Annotated in this window: 12 protein-coding genes; 7 read left to right on the forward strand and 5 right to left on the reverse strand. The window is 71.2% G+C overall.

Features of this window, described 5'->3' with window-relative positions; genetic code table 11:
* Positions 1-12 precede the first annotated feature (12 nt).
* Positions 13-1,713, forward strand: coding sequence for a lactate permease LctP family transporter (locus DTA15_RS30355; RefSeq protein WP_006488730.1), 1,701 nt, complete (start codon positions 13-15; stop codon positions 1,711-1,713).
* 111 nt (positions 1,714-1,824) lie between these two features.
* On the opposite strand, the gene loiP is transcribed toward DTA15_RS30355, so the two are convergent.
* From loiP to DTA15_RS30380, 5 genes are all read right to left on the reverse strand, one after another.
* Positions 1,825-2,586 (reverse strand): metalloprotease LoiP, encoded by a 762-nt coding sequence (gene loiP / locus DTA15_RS30360; protein ID WP_006477817.1) that lies wholly within the window; start codon positions 2,584-2,586, stop codon positions 1,825-1,827.
* A gap of 202 nt (positions 2,587-2,788) precedes the next feature.
* The gene (locus DTA15_RS30365; RefSeq protein ID WP_012492410.1) at positions 2,789-3,571 is read right to left on the reverse strand and encodes a glycosyltransferase family 2 protein; all 783 of its coding nucleotides are present in this window, start codon (positions 3,569-3,571) and stop codon (positions 2,789-2,791) included.
* Positions 3,572-3,696: 125 nt separating this feature from the next.
* Positions 3,697-5,001: a chorismate transformation FkbO/Hyg5 family protein gene (locus DTA15_RS30370; protein ID WP_012492409.1), complete on the reverse strand. Its 1,305-nt coding sequence runs from the start codon at positions 4,999-5,001 to the stop codon at positions 3,697-3,699.
* 37 nt (positions 5,002-5,038) lie between these two features.
* Positions 5,039-5,755 (reverse strand): 3-oxoacyl-ACP reductase FabG, encoded by a 717-nt coding sequence (gene fabG / locus DTA15_RS30375; RefSeq protein WP_006490635.1) that lies wholly within the window; start codon positions 5,753-5,755, stop codon positions 5,039-5,041.
* A gap of 69 nt (positions 5,756-5,824) precedes the next feature.
* Positions 5,825-6,109, reverse strand: a complete 285-nt coding sequence (locus DTA15_RS30380) for a phosphopantetheine-binding protein (protein ID WP_006490634.1) — start codon at positions 6,107-6,109, stop codon at positions 5,825-5,827.
* 545 nt (positions 6,110-6,654) lie between these two features.
* Here DTA15_RS30380 and DTA15_RS30385 point away from each other — a divergent pair.
* From DTA15_RS30385 to DTA15_RS30410, 6 genes are read left to right on the forward strand one after another with little or no spacing between them, the layout of a single operon-like run.
* On the forward strand, positions 6,655-7,308 hold the full coding sequence (locus tag DTA15_RS30385; protein WP_012492407.1) for a COG4648 family protein: 654 nt from the start codon (positions 6,655-6,657) through the stop codon (positions 7,306-7,308).
* A 59-nt stretch (positions 7,309-7,367) separates the two neighbouring features.
* Entirely contained in the window at positions 7,368-9,125 is a 1,758-nt protein-coding gene (locus DTA15_RS30390; RefSeq protein ID WP_006493463.1) for an acyl-CoA synthetase family protein, read from the forward strand.
* Positions 9,122-10,105: a lysophospholipid acyltransferase family protein gene (locus tag DTA15_RS30395; protein WP_006490863.1), complete on the forward strand. Its 984-nt coding sequence runs from the start codon at positions 9,122-9,124 to the stop codon at positions 10,103-10,105. Before DTA15_RS30390 ends, DTA15_RS30395 begins: the two co-directional genes overlap by 4 nt.
* Positions 10,102-10,746, forward strand: coding sequence for an outer membrane lipoprotein carrier protein LolA (locus tag DTA15_RS30400; RefSeq protein WP_006490865.1), 645 nt, complete (start codon positions 10,102-10,104; stop codon positions 10,744-10,746). Before DTA15_RS30395 ends, DTA15_RS30400 begins: the two co-directional genes overlap by 4 nt.
* A complete protein-coding gene (locus DTA15_RS30405; protein ID WP_012492406.1) occupies positions 10,746-13,214 on the forward strand; it encodes an MMPL family transporter in 2,469 nt (822 codons plus the stop codon). The genes DTA15_RS30400 and DTA15_RS30405 overlap by 1 nt, the downstream gene beginning before the upstream one ends.
* On the forward strand, positions 13,211-14,104 hold the full coding sequence (locus tag DTA15_RS30410) for a polysaccharide deacetylase family protein (RefSeq protein WP_006497413.1): 894 nt from the start codon (positions 13,211-13,213) through the stop codon (positions 14,102-14,104). The genes DTA15_RS30405 and DTA15_RS30410 overlap by 4 nt, the downstream gene beginning before the upstream one ends.
* The last annotated feature ends 42 nt before the right edge of the window (positions 14,105-14,146 follow it).

A 14,146-nucleotide genomic window follows, 5' to 3' on the forward strand; every position in this document is an offset into this window, starting at 1 on the left:
GAGGAGACACCCATGCAGGTTTGGCACCAGATCTACACCCCGCTCGGCAGCCTCGGGCTGTCGGCGTTCGTCGCCGCGATTCCGATCATCTTCTTTTTCGTCGCGCTGGCCGCGCTGCGGATGAAGGGCCACGTCGCGGCCGCGATCACGCTGCTGTTGTCGCTCGGCGTCGCGATTCTCGCGTACGGGATGCCCGTGCCGCAGGCGCTCGCGGCCGCCGGCTTCGGCTTCGCGTACGGCCTGTGGCCGATCGCGTGGATCATCGTCGCGGCCGTGTTCCTGTACAAGATCGTCGTGAAGACCGGCCAGTTCGACATCATCCGCGCGTCCGTGCTGTCGATCACCGACGACCAGCGCCTGCAAATGCTGCTGATCGGCTTCTCGTTCGGCGCGTTCCTCGAAGGCGCGGCCGGCTTCGGCGCGCCCGTCGCGATCACCGCCGCGCTGCTCGTCGGCCTCGGCTTCAAGCCGCTGCACGCGGCCGGGCTGTGCCTGATCGCGAACACCGCGCCGGTCGCGTTCGGCGCGATGGGCATCCCGATCATCGTCGCCGGGCAGGTGACGGGCATCGATGCGTTCCACATCGGCGCGATGGCCGGCCGCCAGTTGCCGCTGCTGTCGCTCGCGGTGCCGTTCTGGCTCGTGTTCATGATGGACGGGCTGCGCGGCGTACGGCAGACCTGGCCGGCCGCGCTCGTGGCGGGCGGCAGCTTCGCGGTGACGCAGTACTTCACGTCGAACCACATCGGGCCCGAGCTGCCGGACATCACGTCGTCGCTCGTCAGCCTCGTCGCGCTCGCCGCGTTCCTGAAGGTCTGGCAGCCGAGCCGCGCGAAGCAGACGGCGGGCGGCATCGTCGCGTCCGGCGGCGGTGCGGCGCTCGCGGGGTTCGGTACAGGCGGCAACGGCTCCGGCACGAGCCGCCAGCCGTCGCCGTACACGCTCGCGCAGACCGTGCGCGCGTGGTCGCCGTTCCTGATCCTGACGGCCGTCGTCACCGTGTGGAGCATCGCACCGTTCAAGGCGCTGTTCGCCGCGCACGGCGCGCTCGCGTCGACCGTGCTGAAATTTCACGTGGCCGGGCTCGACCAGCTCGTCGTGAAGACCGCGCCGATCGCCGCGACGCCGAAGGCGCTCGACGCGGTGCTGAAGATCGATCTCGTGTCGGCGGTCGGCAGCGCGATTCTCGTGACCGCGCTGATCTCGATGGCGCTGTTGCGGATGAAGCCGCGCGACGCCTGCGTCACGTTCGGCGAGACGCTGAAGGAACTGACGCGCCCGATCCTGTCGATCGGCCTCGTGCTCGCGTTCGCGTTCGTCGCGAACTACTCGGGGATGTCGTCGACGCTCGCGCTGATGCTGGCCGGGACCGGCGCCGCGTTCCCGTTCTTCTCGCCGTTCCTCGGCTGGCTCGGCGTGTTCCTGACCGGCTCGGACACGTCGTCGAACGCGCTGTTCTGCTCGCTGCAGCAGGCCACCGCCCATCAGCTCGGCGTGCCGGAGACGCTCGCGGTCGCCGCGAACACGACGGGCGGCGTGACCGCGAAGATGATCTCGCCGCAATCGATCGCGGTCGCGTGCGCGGCGACGGGCCTCGTCGGCAAGGAATCCGAGCTGTTCCGCTTCACGGTGCGGCACAGCCTGCTGTTCGCGGTGATCGTCGGGCTGATCACGCTCGTGCAGGCGTACGTGCTGCCGGGGATGGTGCCGTAAGCGGCGCGCAGGCACGGCCCAAAACAAAACCCCACGCCCGAACCACGAGCGTGGGGTTTTTCATGTCGCTTGCCGATCGCCGGCGCGAACGGCCGGCGCTCCGCCGCGCGATCAGCTGCCCTTCGCGATGCGATCCTGGATGTGCTGCGCGCGGCTCGCCGACGACGGGTGCGAGCTCATCATCGAGCTCTGGCCGCCGTCCATCTGCGCGAGCTTCTGGAAGCCGGTGACGAGGCCCTTCTGGCTCATGCCCTTCTGCTTCATCAGGTCGAACGAGTAGTCGTCGGCCGCGCTTTCCTGCGACTGCGAGAACTGCGCGTTGATGAACTTCTCGGTGATGTCGCCGAGCTGCGAGCTCGACAGTGCCGCCACGCCCGGCGAGGCCGCGCCGGCCGCGCTGCGCGCCGCGCTCACCGCGTATGCGGTCTGCATCGCCTTCTTCGAGTGGCCGAGCGCGACGTGGCCCATTTCATGGCCGATCACGCCGCGCAGCTCGTCGTCGTTCATCATGTCCATCAGGCCGCTGTACACGCGCACGCAGCCGTTGCCCATCGCCCACGCGTTGACGTCCTTGGTCAGGTAGACCTTGTAGTTGATCTTCTGGCCGTTCAGCGTCATGTCGCCGAAGCCCTTCATCACTTTCGTCAGGCGCTTCGCGTAGGCGCTGTTCGCCGGCGCGATCTTCGATTCGGCGTCGCTCGACTTGCACGATTCGTTCGACAGCGCGGCGATGTCGCTGTCCGACAGCGTCGCTGCCTTGTACAGGTTGGTCCCCGCCGACGTCAGGCTGTTCGCGTCAAGGCTCTGTACCCCGCCGCATGCGCTCAACAGAAACGCCACGCCACACGCCGCCACCGCTTTCTTGAGTTGCATCCCGGAATCCCTCGATAGTTGTATTTGGGAGCGGCGATTTTGCATAATCCGGCAGAAAATTACCAGATGTTTACATCGGATGACACGTTCATTACTCGGTGGATTGACATGACGCGGCGATCCGGCACCGGATTGGCGACGAAAAGCAGGGTAATCGCCGCACGCGGGGCGGCGGCCGCGAAGGAAACGGCCGGCTCTTCGCTCAGGCCGTCTGGTCGCGCCGCCGCGTCAGACGCCGGGCGACCAGCATCGGCAGCCGCATCGCGAAGCCGGCGAACAGGCGCAGGTGCATCCACGCGAGCAGCGCGTTGTCGCGGCCGTAGTGAAAGTGCGACACGCCGCCTTCGTCCCGGCCGAAATAGCGCACCGGCGCGTCGATGCGGATCGGCCGCACGCCGGCCCAGCACAGCCGCACGGCGGCTTCGGGATCGAAGTCGAAGCCGCGCATCCACGGCTGGCGCCGCATGATCGCCGCCAGCGGCGCGACCGGATACACGCGAAAACCGTACAGCGAATCGCCGATCCCGGCCCACAGCGTCTCGAGGTCGGCCCACGCGTTCGACAGCCGGCGCCCCTGCACGCGCAACTGCGGCGCGCTCGCGTCGAACTTCGGCACGCCGAGCACCATCGCATCGGGCGCGGCCTGCGATGCCGCCATGAAGGCGGGAATCAGGTCGGCCGGATGCTGGCCGTCGGAATCCATCGTCAGCACGTGCGTGAAGCCGCTCGCGGCCGCCGCGTCGAGCCCCGCGAGCACCGCGGCGCCCTTGCCGCGATTCTCCGGCAGCACGATCACGCGCAAGCCGGGATCGCGCTCGGCCATCGCCTGCAGCCGTTCGGCGCTGCCGTCGGTGCTGCCGTCGACGACGACCCACACCGGGTTCCACTGCGCGCGCGCATGGCGCACGGTCGTGTCGACCTTGGCGCCCGGGTTGTAGCTCGGAATCAGGACGAGATGAGTGGGCGACGCGTGCAGCTTGAACATGGAAACAGCCGATGACGAAGACGGGGATCCTGACAAAAGTGTATGACCGGCCGACGAACGCCGGCACGCTTCGTCGACCCCGGCCGCCTGCCCGACCGGTGGCCGGATCGTGAGGCTCTCGCGCTTCATGACAGCCACTCCATCGCATGACCGGCGCTGGCCTCGATCTCGACCAGCAGGTCGTCGCGGCACACGTCCGCATGCACGAACAGCGGCCGCACGTGAGGACCGGCGGCCTCGCGCAGCACGCGGCCGATCGCGGCCAGCGCCGCGGTATCGCCTGCATCGCGCACGTAGACGCGATAGCCGAGGTCCGCGAGCGAGAACGGGCCGTGCCCCTGCCGCGCGGCCTGCTCGAGTACCGCCGCGAGGTTCGCGACCGTCTCGCGCGTCTGCGCGACGACGTCGCCGCGATGCACGGTGCGGTGCCCGACGATGCTCGCGGTGCCCGAGACGAACAGCACCGGCGTCGCATCGCCGTCGGCCCACGCGGCGGCGCGCGCGAACGTCGGCGCGCGCGGGCCGTACTGCGCCGGATAGTGATAGGCGCTCACCTGGCGCGGATTCTCGATGGAATCGGCCGGCGTGCGGCTCGCGAGGAAATGGATCGCGAGCGGCGCGGCCGGCGACGCATCGCCGGCGACCGGCACGACCGAGCCGAGCGCGCACGCGGCCGGCACGCCGCCCGTCAGTGCGCGGCGGCACGCGTCGAACGCCTGCTGACGGCCGATATTGAACTGACGATAGCGCTCGATCCCGAACTGCACCGCATTGATTGCCGGCACGGTGTTCCAGATCCGCAGCGGATGCGGCATGCCCAGCGTATCGAGCAGCTCGAACAGCGCGCGGTACGCGTCGAACGTCGCGCGTTCGAGCGGCGTGCCGCCGTCGCGCCGCGCATCGTACGCCGCATCCGTCTCGTGCACGACGAGGCTGCCGAACACGAGCCCCGCCGCTTCGCTGTAGCGGTAATGCAGCGCACCGCGCCGTTCGCTGCGCAGGTCGTGCGCATCGCATTGCCACACTTCGCAGACCGCATCGTCCGGTGCGACGTCGGCGCCGAGCAGCGCCATCTGTACCGGTGCGACCGGCAGGCCGGGCGCGGCATCGGTCAGCATCCGCGCCATGGCGGCCGCGCGCGATGCGTCCGGTGTTCCCGCCGCGCCGATGCACACCGCGCCCAGCGCGCCGGGAAACACGCGATCGAATCCGTCATCCCGGCCGCGCGCATCGTGCAGCAGCGCGACGAGCCGCGCATGGCTCGCCTGGACGAGCCGCAGCGCGCGGCCGCCGCCGTGCGCGAACGGCGCGGCCGCAGGCGCGGCGGCGGGCAACATCGGACACGGACGCCGTTCGGCGTCGACTGGATGCACGGACACTTCGATTTCCTCACGATGCGGCACGGGCCGCGCGATCACGCGGCCCTGCACCGCGTTGCGTTACGTCAGGCCCACGCGGCGCGCTTCGTCATGCGAGCCCGCCGTTGACGGACAACACCTGCCCCGTCACATAGGCCGCGGCGTCGGACACGAGATACGCGACCATCGCCGCGACTTCGTCGGGCCGGCCCGCGCGCTGCGCGGGCACGAGCTGCTTGATGCGTTCGGCGGGAAACGCCTGTTCGGCCATCGGCGACGCGATGATGCCCGGCGCCACCGCGTTCACGGTGATGCCGCGCGACGCGAGCTCCAGCGACAGCGACTTCGTCGCGCCGATCAGCCCCGCCTTCGCGGCCGCGTAGTTGGCCTGCCCGCGATTGCCGGTCACACCGGCCACCGATGCGATGTTGACGATCCGTCCGCGCCGCGTGCGGATCATCGGCAGCAGCAACGGCTGCGTGACGTTGAAAAAGCCGTTGAGCGTCACGTCGATCACGCTGTGCCATTGCCGGCGCGACATGCCGGCCATCGGCGCGTCGTCGTGGATGCCCGCGTTGTTGACGAGGATCTGCACCGGCGCATCGTCGATGAACGGCTGCAGCGCGGCGAGCGTCGCGTCGGCGTCGGTCACGTCGAACGCGATCGCGTGCGCGGCGCCGCCGGCCGCGACGATCTGCTGCGCGACCGCCTCCGCCTGCGCGAGATGGCGGTTCGCATGCACCCACACTTCATGGCCGGCCTGCGCGAGCGCCGTGCAGATCGCCTGCCCCAGCGCACCGCTGCCGCCCGTCACGAGCGCCCGCATCGCCTTGCTCCGTTCATCGCGTTTTCCCCTCGATCGATGCCGTCGCGCATCGTCCGCCGAGCGACGCCGTCACTTCGTGCGATGCGCGGCGACGTAGGCAGCCAGCGCACCGAGCGTCGCAAAGATTGTCTGGTTGTCCGGATTGTCCGAGCGCAGTTCGAAGCCGTATTTCTTCGAGATCAGCAGCGCGATTTCCAGGATGTCGATGGAGTCGAGCCCGAAACCTTCGCCATACAGCGGGGTGTCGGCCGTCACTGTTTCGAGCGGGACGTCTTCGAGATTCAGTTCGCCGATGATCAGCGTGGCGAGCTCTTGTTCCAGTGCGTTCATCATGCGTGCGGGCAGGCGGCCCATGGCAGCGGGAGGCGCCCGGAAACGGCAACCGTCGTGCACGCCCGGCGCGTGCAAATCTCCGTCCCTCCGGCGTCTGCCGGCTTCCCCGCCTGCGTCATGTGGGGATCGTTTGTAAAAGTTACGCGGATTCTAGACGATGGGTATCGGGTCGTATACCGCGAATGGTTACAGACTCGCTAGCCGGCGCCGCGGCCCGTTTCGCACGGGAATGGACGAGACGCTTGAGCCGCTTTGGATGGAAATGGACCGACCCCGCGAAACCGTTCGTCCGGTGCCATACAATCGGTTACAAAACCCGGTCGCGGGCGGCCCGAAGCCGCCCCGCCGCGGCCCTAAAATGAGCGTGCCCGACCATCGGCCCGGACTCGCGTCCCGGCCGCCATTCATATGATGTTTGACGGCCCGACCCCGCGTCCGGCCACGATCCGCCCGATGTTTCCAGTGATGCCGCGTCCGCCCTTGCGCCCCGTTCCGGTTCGCCCGCCCGTCAGCCGCTGCAGCCCGGCCGCCGGCCGGTGCGCGCGCCGTGCGCCCGGAGGCCGTCGATGAGCCGGCTGCTGCCCGTCGTGCGCGGCGTCGCAGCGGTCGGCACCGTGGCCGCGTACCAGATTGGCGCGCACTACGCGAGCGCGACACCGGGCGCGCACGGCGTCGGCCTCGCGATGGCGCTCGTGCCGCCGCTGCTGCTCGCGCTCGGCGTGGCGCTGCGCTCGCCGCGGCGCGCGTGGCTCGTGCCGGCATGGCTGCTGGCCGCCGCCGCGTTGTGGGCCGCGCGCGCGCCGCTCGCGCAGCACTTCGAATGGGGCCTGTATCTGGAGCACGCGAGCTTCAACGTCGCGATGGCGCTGCTGTTCGGCCGCACGCTCGTGGCCGGCGACGTGCCGCTGTGCACCCGCTTCGCCGCGATGATCCACGGCACCGTCACGCCGGCCGTCGCGCGCTACACGCGCCGGATCACGCTCGCGTGGACGCTGTTCTTCGTCGCGACCGCCGCCGTGTCGACGCTGCTGTTCGCGACCGCGCCGATCGTCACGTGGTCGACCTTCGCGAACTACCTGTCGCTGCCGCTCGTCGCCGTGATGTTCGCCGCCGAGCATGCGTGCCGGCGTGTCGCGCTGCCGCACGAGCCGCGGCCGCGAATGGTCGACGCGGTGCGCGCGTATCGCGCGTCGACCCACGCATCGCAGGCCTCGCGATGAATTCATGACCGGCGCGGCTCCATGGCCGCGCCGGCCTTCGTTCCCGTCTTGACCGATTTATGCCGACTCACCCGCTGGTATTCCATTCCTCGCCCGACCGGACGATCGCCTGGCGCGACGGCTCGCCCGTCACCGTACGCGCGTTCGTCGCCGACGTCGCGCGCGTGGCCGCCGCGCTGCCCGCCGGCGGCCACGTGTTCAACGTGTGCCGCGACCGCTATCGCTTCGCGGTCAGCCTGTGCGCGGCGCTCGTCGCCGGCAAGATCAGCCTGCTGCCGTCGACGCACACGCCGGAAATGGTCCGCCAGCTCGCGTCGTTCGCGCCCGATGCGTTCTGCCTGCACGATGCGCCCGACTGCGCGATCGACCTGCCGCGCTTCGCGTATCCCGACGCCGCGCCGGGCGAACCGGCGGCCGATGCGCCGTTCGCCGTCCCGCAAATCGACGCGGCGCGGATCATGGCCTACGTGTTCACGTCCGGCTCGACCGGCGCGCCGGTGCCGCACCGCAAGACCTGGGGCTTCCTGGTCGGCTGCGTGCGCGCGGCGGCCGAGCGGCTCGGGCTGCTCGACGGCCGTGCGGCGACGCTGATCGGCACGGTGCCCGCGCAACACATGTACGGTTTCGAGTCGACGGTGCTGCTCGCGCTGATCGGCGGCCTCGCGTTCAGCAACCGCCAGCCGTTCTACCCGAGCGACATTCGCGACGAACTCGACGCGCTCCCGCAGCCGCGCGTGCTCGTCACGTCGCCGATCCACCTGCGCGCGCTGCTGTCCGCCGGCCATGCGCTGCCGCGCGCGGCGCTGGTGCTGTCGGCCACCGCGCCGCTGTCGGAAAAGCTCGCGCGCGAAGCCGAGGCCGCGCTCGACGCGCCGCTCGTCGAGATCTACGGCAGCACCGAGACCGGTCAGATCGCGACCCGTCGCACGTCGCAAGGCGCGGCGTGGGAACGGTTCCCGGACATCCGGCTCGATGCCCGCGACGCACCGGACGGCGACGACAGCGGGCCGACCGTGTGGGTATCGGGCGGGCACGTCGAGGCGCCCGTGCCGATGGGCGATGCGCTCGAACTGCTCGGCGACGGCCGGTTCCTGCTGCACGGCCGCAAGGCCGACCTCGTCAACATCGCCGGCAAGCGCACGTCGCTCGCGTACCTGAACCATCAGCTCAACGCGATCGCGGAGGTGGTCGACGGCGTGTTCTTCATGCCGGACGAAGCCGCGCCGGCGCACGGCGACACCGCCCTCGAGCCGGTCACGCGGCTCGTCGCGCTGGTCGTCGCGCCGACGCTCTCGGCCGCCGATCTGCAACGCGCGCTGCGCGAGCGGATCGATCCGGCGTTCATGCCGCGCCCGCTCGTGTTCGTCGATGCGCTGCCGCGCAACGAAACGGGCAAGCTGCCGCGCGACGTGCTGGCGGCGCTCGTGGCGCAACATGCGCGTGCCACGGGCGCGACGCCCACGCCGCCGGCCGGGCGCGACCCGGCCCGCACGCCGTCGTCCGCGCTCGCGTTCACGATTGCCGCCGACCACCCCGCGCTGCCCGGCCACTTCCCCGGCCATCCGGTCGTGCCGGGCGTCGTGCTGCTCGATCACGCGATCCACATGATCGGCGCGGCGATGAACCGTCCGCTGCATGCGTGGCGGCTCGGGTCCGCGAAATTCCTGAGCCCGGTCGCGCCCGGCGAACCGCTCGATCTCGCGTACGACGCGGCGGCCAGCGGCGCGATCCGTTTCACGGTGCGCACCGGGTCGCGCGAGGTCGCGACCGGCGTGCTGTCCGCACCACCGTCCGTGCAGGATGGCGCGCAGCCATGAAGCGCACCGCATGGGCCGAACGCCAGGAGCGCAGCAACGCGGGCTTGCTGCGCGTGATGACGTGGATCTCGCTGCGCTTCGGCCGGCCGCGCGCGCGTATCGTGCTGCACCTGATCGCGACGTATTTCGTGCTGTTCTCGCCGGCCGCGTGCGCGGCGTCGCGCGACTACCTGCGCCGCGTGCTCGGGCGCCCCGCGCGCTGGCGCGACGTCTATCGGCACGTGTTCACGTTCGCGGCGACGATCCACGATCGCGTGTACCTGATGAACGGGCGCTTCGACCTGTTCGACATCCGGCTGCACGGCGAAACGCTCGTCGACGATGCGCTCGCGGGCGGACGTGGCGCGTTCCTGATGGGCGCGCATCTCGGCAGCTTCGAAGTCGTGCGCGCGATCGGCCGCACGCATCCGGACCTGCGCGTGGTCGTCACGATGTACGAGAAGAACGCGCGCAAGATCAACGCGACGCTCGCGGCGGTGAACCCGGCCGCGCAGCCGGAGGTGATTCCGCTCGGCCAGGTCGACTCGATGCTGAAGGTGCGCGAGCGCCTCGACGCGAACTGCATGGTCGGCATGCTTGCCGACCGCACGCTGCTCGACGACGCGGCCGCGTCGCTGCGGCGCGTGCCGCTGCTCGGCGCGCCGGCCGCGTTCCCGCTCGGGCCGCTTTACATGGCCGCGATGCTGAAGCGCCCGGTGATCTTCATGACGGGCCTCTATCGCGACGGCAACCGCTACGATGTGCACTTCGAGACGCTCGCCGATTTCTCCGACGTGCGGCGCGATGCGCGCGCGGCGGCGGTCGACGCGGCGCTCGCGCGCTACGTCGCGCTGCTCGACCGGTACTGCCGCGCGGCGCCGTACAACTGGTTCAACTATTTCGATTTCTGGCAAGGCGGCGATGCCACGGCCGCAACCGCGCGCCGCGAGGCGGCGCACGCCGGCGCCGACCTGACCACCACGAGGGATTCCGACGCATGACCGCCGTTCGCCGCTGCCTGCTCCCGTTTTCGTCGCCCCGCATCGCCGGTGTTATCCGCGTGATCGCCGCCACCGCCGCCGCGATCGCGCTGGCCGTGCCCGCGCACGCGGCCGATACCGGAACGGCCTGGACCCTCGACCGGCTGATGTCGACGCTCGCGCAGCACAAGTCGGGCCGCGCGACCTTCACCGAGACGAAGACCCTGTCGATCGCCACGCAGCCGATCGAATCGTCGGGCGAACTGGTGTTCGTCGCGCCGGATCATCTGGAAAAGCACACGCTGCGCCCGACGCCCGAACACCTCGTCGTCGACGGCGAGATGCTCACCGTCGAGCGCAACAACCGCAAATACACGCTCGCGCTCGCGCGCTATCCGGAACTCGGCGCGTTCATCGACAGCATCCGCGCGACGCTCGCCGGCAACCGCTTCGCGCTCGAACAGGTGTACAAGGTCGCCCTTGCCGGACGCGGCGACGACTGGACGCTGACGCTCACGCCGCTCGACTCGCGGATGCTGAAGGTCGTCAGCACGATCACGCTCGACGGCACGCGCGACGTGTTGCGCAGCGTCGCGATCCGGCAGGCCGACGGCGATCGTTCGGTGATGCGCCTGCAACCCGTCGCGGCGCACGCGAACTGATGGACGATCGTACGCGCCCCTCGCCCGTCACGCGTCGCCCACCCGCGTGGCGGCAGCGCGCGGTGCTCGTGTGGCTGCTCGCGCTCGTCGCGTGCGGCGTCGCGATCGGGCGCGCGCAGTTCACGGCCGACCTGTCCGCATTCCTGCCGAATGCGCCGAGCGCCGGACAGCGCGTGCTCGTCGACCAGTTGCGCGACGGCATCGTGTCGCGCCTGATCCTCGTCGCGATCGACGGCGGCGATGCCGGCACGCGCGCCGCGCTGTCGCGGCGCGTCGCCGGCACGCTGCGCACCGATCCGCGGGTCGCGGCCGTGCACAACGGCGAAGCCGCGAACGACGCGCGCGACCGGCAATTCGTCTTCGCTCATCGCTACCTGCTGAGCCCGGCCGTCACGCCGCAGCGCTTCAGCGCCGACGGCCTGCACCAGGCGCTCGGCGACAGCCTCGACCTGCTGAGTTCGTCGGCCGGCCTCGTCGCGAAGGCGATGCTGCCGCGCGACCCGACCGGCGAAGTCGCCGCGCTCGTCGACGGGCTCGACAGCGCGGCCGAACCGGCGAGCCGCGACGGCGTGTGGGCGTCGCGCGACGGCACGCGCGCGGTGCTGGTCGTGCAGACGGCCGCCGCCGGCTCCGATACCGATGCGCAGGCCCGCGCGATCGACGCCGTGCGCCGCGCGTTCGCGGCCGCGACGCAGGCCGTGCCGAATGCGGCCGGCACCACGCTCGCGATGACCGGCCCCGGCGTGTTCTCGGTCGACACGCGCGACACGATCCGGCACGACGTCGAGCGGCTGTCGACGGCGAGCGTCGTGCTGATCGTCGCGCTGCTGCTCACGCTGTACCGGTCGCCGCGCACGCTCGCGCTCGGCCTGCTGCCGGTGCTGACGGGCGTCGCGGCCGGGATCGCGGCGGTCAGCATCGCGTTCGGCACGGTCCACGGGCTGACGCTCGGGTTCGGTACGACGCTGATCGGCGAAGCCGTCGACTATTCGATCTACCTGTTCGTGCAATCGGCGCAGGCCGGCACGCGCGGCACGGCACGCCCGGCCGACGCGACGCGCGCGTGGGTCGCCGCGTACTGGCCGACGATCCGGCTCGGCGTGCTGACGTCGGTGTGCGGGTTCGCGTCGATGCTGTTCTCCGGCTTCCCGGGCCTCGTGCAGCTCGGGCTGTATTCGATCGTCGGCCTGACGGCCGCCGCGCTCGTCACGCGCTTCGTGCTGCCGCACCTGCGCGGCGAGCATGTCGCGATCCGCGACGTCTCGCGCGTCGGCGCCGTGCTCGCGCGCGCGGCCGACGCCGCGCCGCGGCTGCGCTGGCCGCTCGCGGTGCTCATGGTCGCCGCCTGCGCGACGCTCGCGCTGCATCGCGACGGCCTGTGGAGCCGCGAGCTCGCCGCGCTCAGCCCCGTACCGGCACCGGCGCAGGCGCTCGACGCCCGGCTGCGCGCCGACGTCGGCGCGCCCGACGTGCGCTACCTCGTCGTGATTACCGCGCCGACCGAACAGGCCGCACTCGAAGGCGCGGAAAAAGTGGCCGCGCAATTGCAGCCGCTCGTCGAGCGCGGCACGCTCGGCGGTTTCGACAATCCGGCCCGCTACCTGCCGAGCGACGCCGCGCAGCGCGCCCGCCAGGCGAGCCTGCCGGATGCGAACACGCTTGCCGCGCGGATGCGCGATGCCGTCGCGCACCAGCCGATCGCGGTGAAGCCCGACCTGTTCGCGCCGTTCCTCACCGACGTCGACGCCGCGCGTCACGCGCCGCTGCTGACACGCGCGGACCTGCACGGCACGTCGATGGCGCTCGCCGTCGACGCGCTGCTGACCGAACGCGACGACCGCTGGAGCGCGATGCTGCCGCTGCGTGCGCCGGACGCCGCACGCACCGCGCAACCGGCGTCGAGCCTCGACGCGACACCGATTCGCGCCGCCGTCGCGCGCGCGGGCGTGCCCGATGCGCTGTTCGTCGACATGAAGGCCGAAGCCGATCGCCTGTACGTGAGCTACGTGCACGAGGACATCCGGCTGTCGCTCGCGGGGTTCGCCGCGATCGCCGTGCTGCTGCTGATCGCGCTGCGATCGCCGCGCCGCGCCGCGCGCGCCCTTGCGCCACTCGTCGCGGCCGTGCTGGTCGTGACGGCCGGCTTCGCGCTCGCCGGCGTGCAACTGACGATCCTGCACCTGGTCGGGATGCTGCTGATCGTCGCGGTCGGCTCGAACTACGCGCTGTTCTTCTGCCGGCGCGCGGATGCGCAGCCCGTCACGCCGTACACGCTGGTATCGCTGCTGATCGCGAACCTCGCGACGGTCGCCGGCTTCGGGCTGCTCGCGCTGTCGCGCGTGCCGCTGCTCGAAACCTTCGGGTTGACCGTCGGCCCCGGCGCGATGCTCGCGCTCGCGTTCGCGGCGATTCTCGCGCCGCGCGCCGCGGCGACGATCGGTCATGGTGAACGTGGAGGCCGCGCATGAACGCGTCGTCGTCCATGCCGCCGCGCCACGCCGGCGACGCACGCCGCTGGAAGCCGACGCCGCTGATCGCGGGCGCCGCCGCACTGCACGCGGGCGCGGCCGCCGCCGTGGTCGCGCAACCGGCCACGTGGCCGTGGGCCGTCGGTGGCGCGGTCGCATCGCATCTCGCGCTGACCGCGGCGGGCCTGTGGCCGCGCAGCACGCTGCTCGGCCCGAACTGGACGCGCCTGCCGGCCGGCGCGGGCCGCCGCATCGCGCTGACGATCGACGACGGCCCGGACCCGGACGTCACACCGCGCGTGCTCGACCTGCTCGACCGTTACGACGCGCGTGCGACGTTCTTCTGCATCGGCGATCTCGCGCGTCGCCATCCGCGGTGGATCGAGGCGATCGTCGCGCGTGGTCACGCGGTGGAGAACCACAGCCAGCGGCACCGCCATACGTTCTCGCTGTCGGGGCCGGCCGCGCTGCGGCGCGAGATCGCGGCCGCGCAGCAGACGCTGACCGACATCGCCGGCACGCGCCCGCTGTTCTTCCGCGCGCCGGCCGGCCTGCGCAATCCGTTTCTCGAACCGGTGCTGTGCGAATTCGGGCTGCAACTGGCGAGCTGGACGCGGCGCGGCTTCGACACGCGGGCGCGCGACGCCGCGACCGTCACGCGCCGCCTGCTGCACGGCCTCGAGGCGCGCGACATCCTGCTGGTCCACGACGGTCATGCCGCACGCGATGCGCGCGGCGAACCGGTCGTGCTCGACGTGCTGCACGCGGTGCTGCGCGCGGCCGCCGACGCGCAGTTGCACTGGACCACGTTGCGCGCGGCGCTCGCGCCTGAACCGCCCGAACCGCCCGGCCAGCCGCGCGTGCCGGCACCCCCGTTTGATAAAATCTGACCGCGAACGGCGCGCCTGCCAGCTCTGCTGCGGCGCCCGTTC

The organism is Burkholderia cenocepacia (genome assembly GCF_900446215.1).
In the GTDB taxonomy this organism is placed as follows: Bacteria; Pseudomonadota; Gammaproteobacteria; order Burkholderiales; family Burkholderiaceae; genus Burkholderia; species Burkholderia cenocepacia.

Bases quoted from the DNA above. Each gene is read 5' to 3' on its own strand.
- DTA15_RS30355 (WP_006488730.1), top strand. From the start codon at position 13: ATGCAGGTTTGGCACCAGATCTACACCCCGCTCGGCAGCCTCGGGCTG.
- loiP (WP_006477817.1), bottom strand. From the start codon at position 2,586: ATGCAACTCAAGAAAGCGGTGGCGGCGTGTGGCGTGGCGTTTCTGTTG.
- DTA15_RS30365 (WP_012492410.1), bottom strand. From the start codon at position 3,571: ATGTTCAAGCTGCACGCGTCGCCCACTCATCTCGTCCTGATTCCGAGC.
- fabG (WP_006490635.1), bottom strand. From the start codon at position 5,755: ATGCGGGCGCTCGTGACGGGCGGCAGCGGTGCGCTGGGGCAGGCGATC.
- DTA15_RS30380 (WP_006490634.1), bottom strand. From the start codon at position 6,109: ATGGGCCGCCTGCCCGCACGCATGATGAACGCACTGGAACAAGAGCTC.
- DTA15_RS30385 (WP_012492407.1), top strand. From the start codon at position 6,655: ATGAGCCGGCTGCTGCCCGTCGTGCGCGGCGTCGCAGCGGTCGGCACC.
- DTA15_RS30390 (WP_006493463.1), top strand. From the start codon at position 7,368: ATGCCGACTCACCCGCTGGTATTCCATTCCTCGCCCGACCGGACGATC.
- DTA15_RS30395 (WP_006490863.1), top strand. From the start codon at position 9,122: ATGAAGCGCACCGCATGGGCCGAACGCCAGGAGCGCAGCAACGCGGGC.
- DTA15_RS30400 (WP_006490865.1), top strand. From the start codon at position 10,102: ATGACCGCCGTTCGCCGCTGCCTGCTCCCGTTTTCGTCGCCCCGCATC.
- DTA15_RS30405 (WP_012492406.1), top strand. From the start codon at position 10,746: ATGGACGATCGTACGCGCCCCTCGCCCGTCACGCGTCGCCCACCCGCG.
- DTA15_RS30410 (WP_006497413.1), top strand. From the start codon at position 13,211: ATGAACGCGTCGTCGTCCATGCCGCCGCGCCACGCCGGCGACGCACGC.